This is a genomic window from Paraburkholderia sp. SARCC-3016, assembly GCF_031119615.1.
Lineage (GTDB): Bacteria > Pseudomonadota > Gammaproteobacteria > Burkholderiales > Burkholderiaceae > Paraburkholderia.
Map to the genome: position 1 here is coordinate 189,930 of NZ_JAVHZD010000013.1, position 15,083 is coordinate 205,012.

Genomic DNA, 15,083 nt, shown 5'->3' on the forward strand with positions numbered 1-15,083 from the left:
GATTGCTCCGCTTTACTACTCTCACCCGCGATTACTCGCGCCGTGTCGCGAGCTCCGCGCCCTGGCGCAGCGCTTCGAGCAGACTGCCTTCGTCGGCAATGCCTTTGCCCGCGATATCGAAGGCCGTGCCATGATCGACCGACGTGCGCACGACCTGCAAGCCGACCGTGACATTGACGCCAGCTTCGAGGCCAAGCACCTTGACCGGTCCATGTCCCTGGTCGTGATACATCGCGACCACGAGATCGAAATCGCCGCGCCCCGCACGGAAAAACAGCGTATCCGCCGGCAGCGGTCCTTCGATATTCCAGCCGCGCTCGCGCAGCTCCTGCACGGCCGGCACGATCTTCTCGTCCTCCTCGCCGTAACCGAACAAACCGTTTTCACCGGCATGCGGATTGATCCCGCACACGGCGATCTTCGGATTCGCGATGCCCGCCTTGACGAGCGTTGCATGACCGCGCTCGATCGTGCGCTTCACGAGGCCCGGCTCGATCTTGCGGATCGCATCGATGATGCCGATATGCGTCGTCACGTGAATCACGCGCAATTGCGGTGCGACAAGCATCATCGACACTTCTTCGACGCCGGTCAGATACGCGAGCATCTCCGTGTGGCCCGGGAATTTGTGGCCGCCTGCATGCAGCGCTTCCTTGTTGAGCGGCGCCGTGCAGATCGCATCGATCGCGTTTGCTTCCGCAAGTTCGACCGCGCGCGCGATGTACTGATATGCGCCATCGCCCGCGATCGGCGACAGCTTGCCGAACGGCAGGTCTTCGGGAATCAGGCCGAGGTCGATACAGTCGATGGTGCCGAGCTCGTAGCGCGCGTCGGACGGTTGCTCGATACGGCGCACCTTCGCCGCGCTGCCGACGATTTGCGCGGCGCGCTCGAGCCGCTTCGCATCGCCGATCACGAGCGGCCGGCACTGCCGGTAAACCGTTTCATGTGCGAGGCTCTTGACGATGATCTCGGGGCCCACGCCGGCGGCGTCGCCCATCGTGATGCCGATTATGGGGAGATAGTGGCTCATGGCTTCCTGATGCTTCCGTTCAGAGGAGAGTTCGTTGGTTGCACGCGGCCCGCGCGCGCTGCGGACTGAAAATCGGTTTGTGCCCGCGCGCCGGGTTCGTCACCCGGCCGCGGCGCTTGCTGCGCGCCGCGCAGATGCAGCCATGCGCCATACAGCGCATGCTCGCTGCCGAAGGCGCCGGCCTTCGTGACCACGGTAAGCTGCCGACCCTCGTCCGACGGCTGCGCGACCGCAACGCCCGGCTCGACTTCGGACAGCAGTTCGAGGCTGCCGATGCCCGCTCTGCCGAGCATCGCGCGAGCGGTTTCGCCGCCGGTCGCGATCAGGCCCGCGAGATGGCCGACGTGCGGCTCGACAAGCGCGGCAAGCGCCATGGAAAGGTGCGCGCCTTCGGACGGATCGAACGCGTCGTCGCGGCCGATGCGCACGAGAAGATCGTTGCCGGCTGCGAGCGGCACGCCGATCGCGGCCTGCCATTGCGTGCTGTCCGGATGACGTTCGAGGTCGCGCAACACGGCGGGCGGCACGATCAGTTCGGCCATGCCCGTGCGCTCGCGCAGCAGCGCGCATTGCGCGCCGGACACGGCCGACAGGCTGCCGACGAGCGTCAGGATCGGCCCTTCGCGACGCGTCGGCGCCACGGGTGCCGGTGCATCGTCGCCGAACAGGTCGGGGAGCGCCGCGAGTTCGCGCGCAAGACCGCCGGAGCCGACCCAGAAGAACGCATCGCCCAACGCCAGCGTCGCGCGCGCGAGCAGATTCAGATCGGCTTCGTTTTGCGCGTCGACGATCAATGCCTGCACGCCGGCGCGAATCTGTTCGGCGATCGACTGCGCAAGCAGGCCGGAGTGCAGTTCGCGCATCCGTTCGACGGCGAGCTGCGCAGTGCGCAAACCGGCTTCTTCGAGCATGGGCTGCAGGTCCGCGGTCTTGCCCGCATGCTCGAGCTGCCACGTCTCGGTTTCGCCCAGCGGCACGCCGCGCACGAAAACGCGGCCGTCGCGCACCGTGCGCCCTGTGGCCGGAAAAGCAGGCGCGACGATCGCAAGACCTGCCAACGGTTGCAGCGCCGCGACTTCGGCAACCCAGTTGCCGCGCAGCGTCGAATCGATCTTCTTGTACAGACGCCGCTGCGATGCGCGCCGGCTCGTGCCGCCCGCGCTCGCCGCCTGCGCGCCGCCGAACGCCCGCCACGCTTGCGCCGCACGGCTTGCCGCGTCGGCCGGTGCGAGCCGGCGCGAATCCGTATCGAGCGCGATCACGGCGAGACGGCCGGCCGCCGCGTCGTGCGCGGCTTCAACCGCTTCGTCGGCGCCGAGCGCGACGACCGTGCGACGTCCGGCGTTGGCAAAGCCAATCGCGCAATCGGCCGCGCCCGACAGGTCGTCGGCGACGATCAGCATGCTCACTGCACGGTCTCCCGGTTGCTGCCGACGCGTGGCGACGCCACGCGCTTTGCGACGGCCGCGGTCAGGATCGGACAGAGGATCGCGGTCACCACCACGCATGCGGCGACAAGCAGCGTCGCGCTCTTCGCGGCTTCCGCATACACGGGGTTTGCCGCGGCGATCAGCGCCGGCACCGCCGCCGCGTTACCCGCCGTATTGGCCGCCGACACGCCGGCCACGCCGGTGCCGCTCGTCAGGCGATCGACGATGTAAAGCGGAATGCCCGTCACGATCACCACTGCGATACCGAGCCCGATGCCGAGCAGACCCGCTTGCCAGACCTTGTGCAGATCGAGGCCGGCGCCGAGCGCAAGCGCGAAGAACGGAATCATGACCGGCACGGCGCGGCCGAGAAATTCGCGCATCTCGCGGTCGAGATTGCCGAGCAGCATGCCGAACGCGAGCGGCAGAATGCTGCCCACCAGGGTCTGCCACGGAAAAGCGGAGAGCCCCGCGACGCCGAGCGTGACCATTGTCAGGAACGGGCCTGATTCGAGCGACATGATCGAATACGCGCCGACGTCTTCGGAGCGTCCGTACTGGCCCATCAGCGCCATATAGAGGCCGCCGTTGGTGTCGTTCATCGCGGCGACGACGGCAAGCGTCGACAGGCCGGCGAACAGACCCGACGTGATCGGCTGCTCGCCGAGCAGGTGTCCGAGCGCGACCCCGACGACGATCGCCGTGCCGACTTTGGCGGCGAACAGCGCACCGCCTTTCTTCACGATGTAGGGCGTCGCTTTCACGTCGATGCTCGCGCCCATGCAGACGTAGAACACCGCGAGGATCGGCAGCGCGCCGGTGAACAGTGCATTCGTGAACGAGCCGAAAAATTTCGGCATGTCCGGCAGGAAGGTCGCCACGAGCGCGCCCAGCAGCAACGGGACGATCATCATCCCGCCGGGCACGCGCTCGATCGCGCGCTTGATACGAATTTGAGCCATTTGAAGTGTCTCCCGATTGACTAAGGCTTACCGATTCGATCATTATTTTGATTGATTCGATCAAAATAGTGTAAGGCGCGATCGCCTGGCGTGCAACCCAAAGCGGCCCGAGGGTTTACGCTTAGGCCCGCCCATCAGGCGGTTTCGGCGTTATCTGGCTGGCCTCGGCGGAATCGTCCGCAAAATGTGGCGCGCCACGTTGGCGCCGAAAATTGATCGATTCGTGCAAAATGCAAACCCGGTAAACTACGCCGTTCGTCGCGCGCAACGGCCGTGCCGCGCGCGCAGGCCGCTTTTCGAACCCGGAGCCCCATGAAAGTAGCGAACCGTCGCGAGGCGATGCTCAAAGCCGTACTGTCCGGCATGACCGATGTCGGCGCGCTGTGCGAGCACTTCGGCATGTCGGAGGCGACGGTGCGGCGCGATTTGCGCGCGCTTGCCGAAGAGCACCGCATCGTGCGCACCTATGGCGGCGCCGCGGCGCCTGTCGGCATGCATGAACCGGAAGAATCGCTCGAGACGCGGCGTCAGAGTTTTCGCGACCAGAAGGACGCGATTGCGCGCGTCGCGGCGGCACAGGTGCGCGACGGCGATACGATTTTTCTCGACGGCGGCACGACGACCGCTGCAATGGCACGGCTGCTCGCCGGCCGGCGCGACTTGCGCGTCGTGACCAACAACCTGCTCGCGATCGGCGTGCTCGCGTCGAGCGACGTCAGGATCACGCTGATCGGCGGCGATTTACGGCCGTCGAGCATGAGCACGCTCGGGCCCATTGCACAGCTCGCGTTGAGCCGCCTGTCGGTGGACAAGGCGTTTCTCGGCGCGGACGGCGTCGTGGCCGGACGCGGCCTGTGCGAGGCGAGCGCCGAACAGGCCTATCTGAAAGAGTGCGTGATCCGTCAGGCCGCGAGCGTCTTTGTGCTCGTCACGTCGAACAAGCTCGACCATGCGAGCCAGCAGCACTGGACGCCGCTCGAGCGCGCATGGACGCTCGTCACGGATGCGGCGCGCGAGGCGCCGCAGCTGGCGAGCTTCGTTCGCCACAGCGACGTGACCGTATTGAGCGCCGCCGAAGAGACGGCATAAGACGTCGAGAAATACGCGGAGAAGACAGCGAGGCGCGAACGCGCCGCATCAGCACTTCTCCGCGCCGACCCGCGCGTCGAGCTCCTCGGCGCGCACCGGCTCGCCGGCAGCGGTCAGCGTCGATATCGCGACGATGCCGAGTATCGCCAGCACGGCGCCGAAGCGGAAATCGGTCGCAATGCCCGCGCGGTCGACGATCGTGCCGCCGACCGACGAACCCACCGCGATCGCCACCTGAATGATGCCGACGAACATCGCCGACCCCGCTTCGGGCAGATCCGGAGTCGCGCGCTGGATCCAGACGCTCATGCACAGCGGAATCGCGCCGAATGCGACGCCCCATGCCATCAGAACCGCCGTCACCGCGAACGCGTAGTGTTTGAAGAACGGCATCGTCACGAGGGCTGTCAGCAGCAGCACGACCATCGTGAGCAGCGCCCCTTTCAGATTGCGGCCGACGACCGTCGACACCGCGAAATTCGACACAAACCCGATAATGCCGAAGCCGAGCAGCACCCACGTGATGCCCGATTCGCTGAAGCCCGCATCGCGCAGCAGAAACGGCGCGATATACGTGTAAGACGAAAAGTGCGCGCCGAACACGAGCGCGACCATCAACAGACTCCTGCGCGGATGCGGGCGGCGCACCAGCTCGACGAGATCGGTGAAGCGCAGCGCCGCGCTCGACGGCAGCGACGGCAGCAGCACTGCCTGCGCGGCCAGCGCGACGGCAACCAGCACGCCGGTTGCCATAAAAGACACGCGCCACGACGCAAGCTCGGAAATCAGCGTGCCGAGCGGCACGCCGATCACGGTCGCGCAGGTCACGCCGGCGAGAATCGCCGCCGTCGCGCGCGCCGCTTCGTGCAGTTTGACGAGCCGCCCTGCCGCCGCGAGCGCGAGCGTCCAGAAGCCGCCGAGGCTCGCGCCGAGCAACGCGCGGCCGATCAGCATCACGGCAAAGCTCGGCGCGAACGCGGAGATCAGATTCGACGCGAGCAGCAGGATCGACAGCGCGATCAGAATGTAGCGCCGGTCGATACGGCCCGCGCCGAGCATCATGCCCGGCGCCGAAACCGCCGCGATCACGCCGGGCGTCGTCACCATCAGGCCAGCCGTGCCGGGCGTCACGCCGAGTTCGCGCGCGATCTGCGGCAACAGGCCGACCGGCAAAAACTCAGTGGTCACGAACGCAAATGCGCCGATCGTCACCGCGCCAACTGCGAGCCACGCACGCAACGGGGACGAATCCTCGTTTTCCGGCGAACCGTTGCTTGCCGGGTTATTGCTTTCCATCATCATGATGAGGCTGCTTTCAGTTAAACAAACATATCCGGGCGAAGCGGGTTTGCACGTCGTTCATAACGACGTGCAAACCCGCAACAAACCCGCGCCGTGAATGCGGGCTTTTGTCTCCGGAAGCGGTCTTTGGATATGAGAAACGTTGCGCGTGAAAATCTGCTGCAACGTCGAAACATGCCGTCGCGCCAGGTCGGAATCCATGCAGATTCGACAATGCGGCGACCAGCGTGCCAACCGACGTGGTACCCACGCGGACAGCCGGGCGGCGAGCAAGGCGACACCTTACCACCGCACACGAAGTCTTGCTGACGGTCATTCGACGTATTGCGGCATGCGAAATCGCGCGAATAAAAGAAAGCCCGCCAGCGGCAGCGGGACACTGCCGGATGGCGCCTGAATAGAAAGCCAATAAAGAAGATTGCGAAATTCGCCGTGCTTTTATTTGGATTTTTGCGCTAATGATTACGCGTCGAGTTTCGGCGCGGCAGGAAAATCGACGGGCACGCGGGTCGTGCCGTGCAGATAGTTCGTCGCGGGTTTGTCACCGATCACGGCGTTGGCGCGGCCGATGCCGGTTAGTGCGCCGGTGATAAGGCACGCCGTATGCCGTATGCCGGCTTTCAGGCAGCGATTTTTTTGAAATGCGACACTACCCGCCCCTCGTCAGCTGCTCTACGCCACTCGCGGAGTTATGTCATATGTCTGAAGCAACGCAGTTCTGGATGATCCCCGAGGCGCCGACGCCTGTCGCGCCCTTCTCGCACGCCGCCGAATCGGGCGGCTGGGTGTTCGTCACCGGCCAGATGCCGACATTGCCCGACGACGACTCCGCGCCGCTGCCCGAAGGCGTCGCGGCGCAGACCAAGCGCGTGATGGACAACCTGATCATCGTGCTCAAAGGCATCGGTCTGGGCCTCGAGCACGTGGTCTGCGCGCGCGTGTTTCTGACCGAGTTCAAGCGCGACTACGCCACGCTGAACGCCGTCTACGCAGCGTATTTCCCGCCGGGCAAACTGCCTGCGCGCACTTGCGTCGGCGTCACCGGGCTGGCGCGCGACGCGCTCGTCGAGATCGATTTCATCGCACGGCGCCCCGCCTGACAGCGCGATCCTCGCTGCTCATCGACGCTCGTCTTGCGGACGTGCGGCGATGAAATGCCGTATCGTGGGTAACCCCGTTGCAATGCAAGGAGCCCATCCGATGCAGCAGCCTTCCCTTCACGGCAGCCGGCGCCGCTTTCTGCGCACCGCAAGCGGCGTCACGCTCGGCGTGCCGCTCGCGATGTCCTTGCAGCAGCTTGCACGCGCCCAAGGCGGCACCGCACCGCTGCCGCGCATCGCGCGCCGGCCGATTCCGTCGACCGGCGAGCCGCTGCCCGTGATCGGCTGCGGCACGTGGCGCACCTTCGACGTCGGCGACGATGCGAACGCGCAGGCGCGGCTTGCGCGCGTGCTGCAGGTGCTGTTCGACGCGGGCGGCTCGACCATCGATTCGTCGCCGATGTACGGCACATCCGAGGCGGTGACCGGCACGCTGCTCACGAAGCTCGATGCGCACGGCAAGGCATTCGTCGCCACGAAGGTGTGGACGCGTGGCCGCGAACAAGGCATTGCGCAAATGGAAGAATCGATGCGGCGGCTGCAGCAGCCGCGCATCGATTTGATGCAGGTGCACAATCTCGTCGATTGGCGCACGCAGCTCGCAACGCTGCGCGACTGGAAAGCGCGCGGCAAGATCCGCTATATCGGCATTACGCACTACACGTCGAGCGCCTTTCCCGAAGTCGAATCGGTGATGCGCAGCGAAAAGCCCGACTTCGTGCAGATCAACTACGCAGCCGACGACCGCGATGCCGAACAGCGCATCCTGCCGCTCGCGGCGGACCTCGGCATCGGCGTCGTGGTCAACCAGCCGTTCGGCGGCGGCGGGCTGATTTCGCGCGTGAGCAAGCGGCCGCTCCCTGCATGGGCCGCGCAAATCGGTTGCACGACGTGGGCGCAAATCCTGCTGAAATTCGTGCTCGCGCAACCGGCCGTGACGGTCGTGATTCCGGGCACCGGGCGCCCCGAATACATGATCGACAATGTGCACGCGGGCGTCGGCGCCTACCCCGACCAGGCGCTATGCAAGCAGATTGCCGACGCGGTCAATGCATAGAATCTCGCGTTCGTCTGCCGGCCGCTGAAGCGATAGCCGCATTGGCTATAATCGCCACGCTCGATCGAAGACGCACGTGCAAGGAAAGTTTCGATGTCGCTGCCCGCTAGCTCAGCTCAACATTCGTCCCCGCCGAACGGGAATGCCGGCGATCTGTCGCGCGGTGTCTTTCTGCATACGGGCTGGCGCAGTGCCGGCACGTGGGTGTGGTCGAAGTTTCGCGAACTCGAATCGGTCACTGCGTTTTACGAACCGCTCAGCAATGTGATCGGCGAACTGAAGCTCGCGGATCTCGGCGTGCTGAAGCCCTCCTTCAATTCCGGCCATCCTTCGCTCGCTGCGCCTTACTTCGCCGAATATCGACCGTTCATGCGCGAAGGAGCGCGCGGTGTGCCGGGGTATCGCCGGCGTTTCAGCACGGACCGCTTCGGTGCGGCGCCCGACGCTGAATTTCCCCCATTGCACGCCTATCTGCACGAGTTGACCGAACGCACGCTCGATGCAGGCAAGATGCCGGTGTTCAAATTTTGCCGGTCGTCCGGAAGACTCCCGTGGCTCAAGCACGCGTTTCCGGCGGCGCTGCATGCGGCCGTGATGCGCAACCCCGCTTCGCAATTCGCGTCGGGCTGGCTGCTGCATCAGGAATGGCGCAATCCGTTTTTTGTCGCGGCGCCATTGCGCGTGTTAGGGCTTAACCAGCGCGAGCCGCTCGTGAAGGCCGTGATCGACGCATGCGAAGTGCGGCTGCCGCCGGATGCGCCTGCATCGGACGATGCCTATGCTGCCGTTTGCGAGCAATACGCGCGCACGATCGAAGGCTCGCAGGCATATCGCGCGTTTATCGCGTTGTGGGCACTGTCCGCCGTGCGCATGGCGAATGCGGCAGATATCGTCATCGATATCGACCGGCTTGGCGGCGACCACGCGTATGCGGCCGATCGCACCGCACAGCTTGCCGCGCGCAGCGGCACTGCGCCACGCTTTAACGATGCGCGCGATCTCGTCGACGAACTCAAAAGAACGCCGGCGCGCATTAGCGGCATCGATGGATGGTCGATTCGCGCCGTGCACGGCGCCGTGCAGAAATTTGTCGATGCGCATATCGCTGCTGCGCAAGCGGCTTCAATGCAAGCACCCGACGTGGCCGCGCTCGTGCGCGAAAAGCTCGCGCTGGCCGCGACGATTTCAGAGCCGTGGAGATAGGCCGGAAACGTTCGCCCATCAGCGCATCGTCAGCACAGCCGCACCCGCTACTCGCCCGCCGCGCAAATCGTCGAGGGCGCGATTGGCGTCCGCCATCGGATATGCCGTCGTCTCGATCTTCAACGGCACTTCGTTGGCAATCCGCATGAATTCGGCGCCGTCTTCGCGCGTCAGATTCGCAACCGACACGATGCGCCGTTCGCCCCACAAAAACGCATAAGGAAACGACGGTATATCGCTCATGTGGATGCCGCCGCAGACCACGATTCCGCCCTTTACGACCGCTTGAAGCGCTTGCGGAATGAGCGCACCGACTGGCGCAAACAGTAGCGCGGCATCGAGCGCACGCGGCGGCGACGCCTCGCTGCTGCCGGCCCACACCGCGCCGAGACGCAACGCGAGCTGCTGCGCGGCGCTGTCGCCGCCGCGTGTGAACGCATAGACGCTGCGCCCCTGATGACGCGCGACCTGCGCGACGATATGCGCCGCGGCGCCGAAGCCGTAGATGCCGATATGTTCGGCGTCGCCGGCCATCGCCAGCGTTCGGTAACCGATCAGCCCCGCACAAAGCAGCGGCGCCGCTTCCACATCGGTGTAACGCTCGGGCACATGCAAACAGTAGCCGCTCTCCGCGACGGTGCGTTGCGCGTAGCCGCCGTCGATCGTATAGCCGGTGAAGCCCGGCGTATCGCACAGGTTTTCGCGGCCGGCCGCGCAGAACCGGCAATGTCCGCACGTATGGCCGAGCCACGGCACACCGACGCGATCGCCGACTTCGAAGCCGGTCGCGCCGGCTCCAAGCGCTGCCACCGTGCCGACGATTTCATGGCCCGGTATGACCGGCCGCTTCGGATGATCGAGCTCGCCGTCCACCACGTGCAGATCCGTGCGGCACACGCCGCACGCGTGGATATCGATCAGCAATTGGCCCGCGGCCGGCGCGGGATCCGGCAGTTCGGTTTCGCGCAATTGCGGCCCGGAACCATCGAACAGCATCGCATGCATGAGCCCCCCTTCTCTCGCGAAGATCGTTCGCCACGTACCGAAGCATACGCTCCAGGCGCGCCGGGCAATGTGCGTACGCGCCGTTTCCCGCGAAGCGGCGCGCACGCCGGCGATCAGCAATCCATGCTGCGCGCTAGCCACTTCGTATGCAGCACCTTGCAGAGCCGTCCGATCTCGGCCAGCACGTAAACAGGGCAGCTTGCCGCACCGCCCCCGACATCGGGCAACCACAAGCGGATAAATGCCGAAAACATCTCGAAGTCGGCGCGCGTCGGCAGAACGAAACGGTAGCCGCCCGGCAGCGGCGCCCACTTCGTGAGCTCGTGCAAATCGAACCAGTTCATGGCGCGATCTCCGGCCTGTACGCAAGCGGTCGTTGCGTCGGCATCGGGCGCCTGAATTCGCACAGGCGCAGGTCGCGAGATATGCGCCGGAAGGCGGCGCGGTCGAGAGACGCCTTGCCCGAGCGGCAAAGCGGTGCCCTCGCCGCGCCGCTGCCGGCATGGCGTTGCGTGAACTGCATGATGAATCCCCTCGGTTTTATTTCCGTGATGGCCGTGACGGATGCGCGATGTGTGTACATCCGCCCTACGCGTCGTTACGTGTGCACGGTCGAGCGCACGCGTAGCAACGTCTTTTGCGGCAGAGGGGAAGGAGGCGTAATGCAGGAGGCAAGCAGCGCTCGTGCGCCGCCGATGCGATAAAGCGATTTCATGTCGGACGTCCGGTTTTCAGATTGACTCATCGGATGCAAGATGCAGCCGAAACGGCGTATCGCGTGGAAATTCCGCGGGAAACGCCTCTGTCGCCTTGAACCGGCGTAGGTCGCGCCTTGCGGGCCCGTCAGATGCGAAACGCGTGCCAGCCGATGTCGCCCGCTTCTCGCGAAGCCGCACAGGCTTGCCGTGCAAGCATCGCGGGCCATCGAGGGTGCGCATCGGCGATCGGTCCGTGCCATCGACGCTCCATCAAGCGTCACGAAAACGGCGAGCGCTCGCGACCCGGCTTCGTGATTTTCACGGAATGTCGTAAAGCAAGCGCTGAATTTCAGCTCTTACGGACAATCGCGAGCCGCTTCATGCGCGATTCGAGCGTCGTCGGCTTCACGCCGAGCCGCTCCGCCGCACCGGCCTTGCCGCTCACGCGCCAGCCGGTCTGCTCGAGCACCCGCAGAATATGCGCGCGCTCGTTTTGCTCGAGCGTCGGCTCCATGCAGGCGGCAGCCGCCCCGGCAGACGGAGCAGGAGTGGGCTGCACGGCGGCGGCGGTTGCGACGGCGGGGGCGGAGGCGGTGGCGGCCGCGAACGAGACCGGCGTCGAAGCGCTCGCAGGCGCCGCCGCGTCGCCAAACCAGTCGCCGAGCGCCAGTTGCGAGCCCCGCGACAGAATCACCGCGCGTTCGATCACGTGCTGCAGTTCGCGCACGTTGCCGGGCCAGCGGTAACGTTCCAGCGTCGCGAGTTGCCCGGCTGTCAGCGCATCGACATGCTTGCCGTACTTCGCCGCATAACGGCGCACGAAATGCGCGGCCAGCGGCGCCACATCCTCGGGACGCTCGCGCAGCGGCGGCAGCATCACGGGAAACACATTGAGCCGGTAATAGAGATCGGCGCGGAAACGCCCGGCGGCGGCTTCGTCGGCGAGACTGCGGTTCGTCGCGGCGACGATGCGCACATCGACCTTCTGCGTGCGCACCCCGCCGAGCCGCTCGAATTCGCCTTCCTGCAACACACGCAACAGCTTCGCCTGCAGATCGAGCGCAAGTTCGCCGACTTCGTCGAGAAAAAGCGTGCTGCCGTCGGCCAGTTCGAAGCGTCCCGCCTTGCGCGCGAGCGCGCCGGTAAATGCGCCCTTCTCGTGGCCGAACAGCTCGCTTTCGATGAGATTCGCCGGCAGCGCCGCGCAGTTCAGCTTGACGAGCGGCTTGCCGTGCCGCGGGCTCAGCTTGTGCACGACCTGCGCGATCACTTCCTTGCCCGTGCCGGTCTCGCCGCTGACGAGCACCGTCGCGTCGGTGGCCGCCACCTGCCGCACTTGCTGCATCACCTTGTCGAGACCCGTCGCGCCAGCCACGGGCTCGTACTCGCTCGCTTCGCGCAGTTCGTCCTCGAGATAACGGTTGAGCCCGCGCAACTGTCCGACTTCGGCCTGCGCCTTTCGCCGCTCGGCGATGTCGCGCAAGATCAGCGTGTAGATTGCCTGCCCGTGCCCTTCCGCATACGACAGGCTCGCTTCGATCGGAAACGGCGTGCCGTCCGCACGCACCGCGTTATGCCCTTCCGGCACCCACATTGGCGCGGCGCCCGGCTCGGCGCGCAGATAGTCGCCGAGCAGCCGGCACAGCGGCTGCGCGAGAAAGCGGCTGCACGGCGCGCCGATCGCCGCGCGCGCGTCGCAGCGGAACACGCGTTCGGCCGCGCGATTGAAAAACGTGATGTAACCCGCGCGATCGAGCGCGACGACCGCGTCCATCATCGATTCGACGATGCCCGAGAGCCGCGCCTCGCTTTCGAGCAGGCAATGGCGCAAGCGCTGCAATTCGAGGTGCGTGCTGACGCGCGCGAGCACCTCGTCGTGCTGGATCGGCTTCGTGATGTAGTCGACGGCGCCGAGCACGAAGCCCTTCACCTTGTCGACCGTTTCGGTCAGCCCGCTCATGAAAATCACCGGAATCTCGCGCGTCGCCGGGTTCGTCTTCAAACGCTCGCAGGTCGCGAAGCCATCGAGCTTCGGCATCAGCACGTCGAGCAGGATCAGATCGGGGCGCATATGGTCGAGCTGCTCGAGCGCGCTTTCGCCGTCTTCGGCAACCGACACGGCAAAGCCATGCGAACTCAGCAGTTCGAGCAGGATCGACAGGTTCGCCGGCGCGTCCTCGACGATCAGTATCAGCGGCCGGCTGTCGCTCGCAAAATCGCCGGCGATGCGTGCGCCGCTCATCGCGGCCTCGCGAGACTGGCAAGCCAGCGACGTAGCGCCTGCATCCTGTATGCACCGCCGAGCGCGCGCAATTGCGCGACGAACGGCGCGTAGGCGCGATCCGCCTGTTCGATGCGTGCCGCTTGCGCAAGCAACTGCGTAATGTCGCCGCGCGCCGCGAGTTCGACGAAGCGCCGCAACGCATCGGCGGGCGGCGCAATGAGCGGGGCGTCCGGCAGTTCCGTCGAAGTCGGCGCGTCCGCTTCGGCGTGCCCAGCCGAACGTGCGTCGTCAGCGTCGCCGTTTGTCGCATAAACGGGATTCAACGAAAGATGCGCGCACAACAATTCGAGTAGACGCTCCTGGCGAAACGGCTTCGGAATGAACGCGTCCGCGCCCGCTTCGAGACAACGCGTGCGGTTATGTTCGAACGCACTCGCCGAGATCGCGAAGATCACGGTGCCGGCCAGTTCGGCCATCGCGCGAATCCGGCGCGTTGCGGCGAGGCCGTCGACACGCGGCATACGCATGTCCATCAGAATCGCGTGGGGGCGCAGACGCACCGCTTCGCTGATCGCGGACTCGCCGTCGGCGGCTTCATGCACGAGAAAGCCGAGCGGTTCGAGCACATCGCGCAACAGGCTGCGCCCATCCTCTTCGTCGTCGACGACGAGCACCGTGCGCCGCTCGCCTTCAACCGCGGTCAGGAGCCGCTCTTCGACCACCGCCGGTCGTACCGTCACCGGCGGCAGATCGAGCTCGAACCAGAAGCGGCTGCCTTCGTGCGGCGTGCTCTCGACCCGCAAATCGCCGCCCATCAGCTGCACGAGCCGCTTGCTGATCGCAAGGCCCAGCCCCGTCCCCTCGACCACGGTCAACGGATCGCGCACCTGATGAAACAGGTCGAAGATCTCCGACAAATGCTCGGGCTCGATACCCACACCCGTATCTTCGACGACGAAGCACACGCGGCCTTCGTGCATGCCTGTTTTGAGCACGACGCCGCCGCGCTGCGTGTATTTGATCGCGTTGTCGAGCAGATTCATCAGCACCTGACGCAAACGGCGCTCGTCGGCGCATACGAGCGCCGGAAGCTCGGACCACTGTGCACGCGTAAACGCGAGTCCTTTCGCCTGGCTGCGGCTGCGCATGATCGCCGCAATACCTTCGAGCATGGTCGGCAGATCGAAGCTGTCCGAGACCAGATCGAGCGTGCCGGCCTCGATCTTCGCCATGTCGAGAATCTCGTCGATCAGCCCGAGCAGGTGTTCGCCCGACTGCCGGATCACGTTGAGCGCCTTGCATTGCCGCTCGGACAGGTCGGCTTCGCGGCGCAGCAATTGCGCGTAGCCGAGCATGCTATTGAGCGGCGTGCGCAATTCGTGGCTCATGCTCGCGAGAAATTCGGATTTCGCGCGATTCGCCGCTTCGGCCGCTTCTTTTGCCTTGCTCAATTGCGCTTCGCTTTCGCGCAACGCGACTTCCGCGCGCTTGCGCTCGCCGATGCCGATCACGCTGCCGCGTATCAGCCGCCGTGCCGGATCCGGCAACCGCACGAGCCTCACTTCGCAGGGAAACAGCACGCCGGCCGGATCGACATGCGTCCATTCGAACACGGGGACGCCGCCGTTTAACGCATCGTCGATTTTTTCGCGCGCCGCTTCGCTCGACAGGCGCCCGTCCGGTTGCCGCTCGGGGCTCAGTTCGACGGGGCCGATCGAGAGCAGCGACGCGCGGTCGTAGCCGTACAGGCGCGTGGCCTCGTCGTTCACTTCGATGAAGCGCAGCGTATCGACGTCGAGCAGCGTGATCGCATCGGGCGCGTACGCGAGCATCGTCGACATGCGCTGCTCGCTCTGGCGCAACGCCTTTTCCGCGCGTTCGCGCTCGTGCCGCTCGACCGCAAGCGCGATGTCGGATCGTAGCCATGTCGTTCTGTGAGCCAAGGAGTTGGTAGAATGTTTTGTCTTCCTAAGACCGCTT

The 15,083-nt window shown here is 65.5% G+C and carries 12 protein-coding genes; 4 read left to right on the forward strand and 8 right to left on the reverse strand.

Translation table 11 applies throughout. The features are described from left to right. Positions 1 to 31 precede the first annotated feature (31 nt). Genes pdxA through QYH69_RS15315 form a run of 3 tightly spaced genes read right to left on the reverse strand, consistent with a single transcriptional unit; the run spans position 32 to position 3,425 of the window. Positions 32 to 1,033 (reverse strand): 4-hydroxythreonine-4-phosphate dehydrogenase PdxA, encoded by a 1,002-nt coding sequence (gene pdxA / locus QYH69_RS15305; protein WP_308832709.1) that lies wholly within the window; start codon positions 1,031 to 1,033, stop codon positions 32 to 34. Next, a complete protein-coding gene (locus QYH69_RS15310; RefSeq protein ID WP_308832710.1) occupies positions 1,030 to 2,442 on the reverse strand; it encodes a four-carbon acid sugar kinase family protein in 1,413 nt (470 codons plus the stop codon). Before QYH69_RS15310 ends, pdxA begins: the two co-directional genes overlap by 4 nt. Further along, a complete protein-coding gene (locus QYH69_RS15315) occupies positions 2,439 to 3,425 on the reverse strand; it encodes a 2-keto-3-deoxygluconate permease (protein WP_308832711.1) in 987 nt (328 codons plus the stop codon). Before QYH69_RS15315 ends, QYH69_RS15310 begins: the two co-directional genes overlap by 4 nt. Before the next feature lie 312 nt (positions 3,426 to 3,737). Between QYH69_RS15315 and QYH69_RS15320 the strand changes: the two genes are divergently transcribed. After that, positions 3,738 to 4,514, forward strand: coding sequence for a DeoR/GlpR family DNA-binding transcription regulator (locus QYH69_RS15320; RefSeq protein WP_075159264.1), 777 nt, complete (start codon positions 3,738 to 3,740; stop codon positions 4,512 to 4,514). 48 nt (positions 4,515 to 4,562) lie between these two features. Here the strand turns inward: QYH69_RS15320 and QYH69_RS15325 are convergent, their stop codons facing one another. Further along, entirely contained in the window at positions 4,563 to 5,816 is a 1,254-nt protein-coding gene (locus QYH69_RS15325; protein WP_308832712.1) for an MFS transporter, read from the reverse strand. Positions 5,817 to 6,514: 698 nt separating this feature from the next. Between QYH69_RS15325 and QYH69_RS15330 the strand changes: the two genes are divergently transcribed. The 3 genes from QYH69_RS15330 (at position 6,515) to QYH69_RS15340 (ending at position 9,176) form a co-directional block, all read left to right on the forward strand. Then, positions 6,515 to 6,916: a RidA family protein gene (locus QYH69_RS15330; RefSeq protein WP_308832713.1), complete on the forward strand. Its 402-nt coding sequence runs from the start codon at positions 6,515 to 6,517 to the stop codon at positions 6,914 to 6,916. Between the two features lie 100 nt (positions 6,917 to 7,016). Further along, positions 7,017 to 7,973 carry an aldo/keto reductase gene (locus QYH69_RS15335; protein ID WP_308832714.1) on the forward strand — a complete coding sequence of 319 codons (957 nt, stop codon included), beginning with the start codon at positions 7,017 to 7,019 and terminating at the stop codon, positions 7,971 to 7,973. A 93-nt stretch (positions 7,974 to 8,066) separates the two neighbouring features. Next, a complete protein-coding gene (locus tag QYH69_RS15340; protein ID WP_308832715.1) occupies positions 8,067 to 9,176 on the forward strand; it encodes a hypothetical protein in 1,110 nt (369 codons plus the stop codon). Between the two features lie 18 nt (positions 9,177 to 9,194). Here the strand turns inward: QYH69_RS15340 and QYH69_RS15345 are convergent, their stop codons facing one another. The 4 genes from QYH69_RS15345 to QYH69_RS15360 all read right to left on the reverse strand — a co-directional run. Continuing rightward, on the reverse strand, positions 9,195 to 10,181 hold the full coding sequence (locus tag QYH69_RS15345) for a zinc-dependent alcohol dehydrogenase family protein (protein WP_308832716.1): 987 nt from the start codon (positions 10,179 to 10,181) through the stop codon (positions 9,195 to 9,197). 113 nt (positions 10,182 to 10,294) lie between these two features. Further along, complete coding sequence (locus QYH69_RS15350) at positions 10,295 to 10,525, reverse strand: hypothetical protein (protein ID WP_308832717.1); 231 nt, start codon at positions 10,523 to 10,525, stop codon at positions 10,295 to 10,297. 703 nt (positions 10,526 to 11,228) lie between these two features. Beyond that, entirely contained in the window at positions 11,229 to 13,121 is a 1,893-nt protein-coding gene (locus QYH69_RS15355; RefSeq protein ID WP_308832718.1) for a sigma 54-interacting transcriptional regulator, read from the reverse strand. After that, positions 13,118 to 15,083, reverse strand: a 1,966-nt coding sequence (locus tag QYH69_RS15360) for an ATP-binding protein (protein WP_308832719.1), incomplete at its 5' end; no start/stop codon positions are given. The genes QYH69_RS15355 and QYH69_RS15360, both read right to left, overlap by 4 nt.

Excerpts from the sequence above, each read along its gene's own strand:
- QYH69_RS15335 (WP_308832714.1), top strand. The coding sequence starts at position 7,017 with ATGCAGCAGCCTTCCCTTCACGGCAGCCGGCGCCGCTTTCTGCGCACC.
- QYH69_RS15325 (WP_308832712.1), bottom strand. The coding sequence starts at position 5,816 with ATGATGATGGAAAGCAATAACCCGGCAAGCAACGGTTCGCCGGAAAAC.
- QYH69_RS15345 (WP_308832716.1), bottom strand. The coding sequence starts at position 10,181 with ATGCATGCGATGCTGTTCGATGGTTCCGGGCCGCAATTGCGCGAAACC.
- QYH69_RS15355 (WP_308832718.1), bottom strand. The coding sequence starts at position 13,121 with ATGAGCGGCGCACGCATCGCCGGCGATTTTGCGAGCGACAGCCGGCCG.
- QYH69_RS15350 (WP_308832717.1), bottom strand. The coding sequence starts at position 10,525 with ATGAACTGGTTCGATTTGCACGAGCTCACGAAGTGGGCGCCGCTGCCG.
- QYH69_RS15330 (WP_308832713.1), top strand. The coding sequence starts at position 6,515 with ATGTCTGAAGCAACGCAGTTCTGGATGATCCCCGAGGCGCCGACGCCT.
- QYH69_RS15340 (WP_308832715.1), top strand. The coding sequence starts at position 8,067 with ATGTCGCTGCCCGCTAGCTCAGCTCAACATTCGTCCCCGCCGAACGGG.
- QYH69_RS15320 (WP_075159264.1), top strand. The coding sequence starts at position 3,738 with ATGAAAGTAGCGAACCGTCGCGAGGCGATGCTCAAAGCCGTACTGTCC.
- pdxA (WP_308832709.1), bottom strand. The coding sequence starts at position 1,033 with ATGAGCCACTATCTCCCCATAATCGGCATCACGATGGGCGACGCCGCC.
- QYH69_RS15315 (WP_308832711.1), bottom strand. The coding sequence starts at position 3,425 with ATGGCTCAAATTCGTATCAAGCGCGCGATCGAGCGCGTGCCCGGCGGG.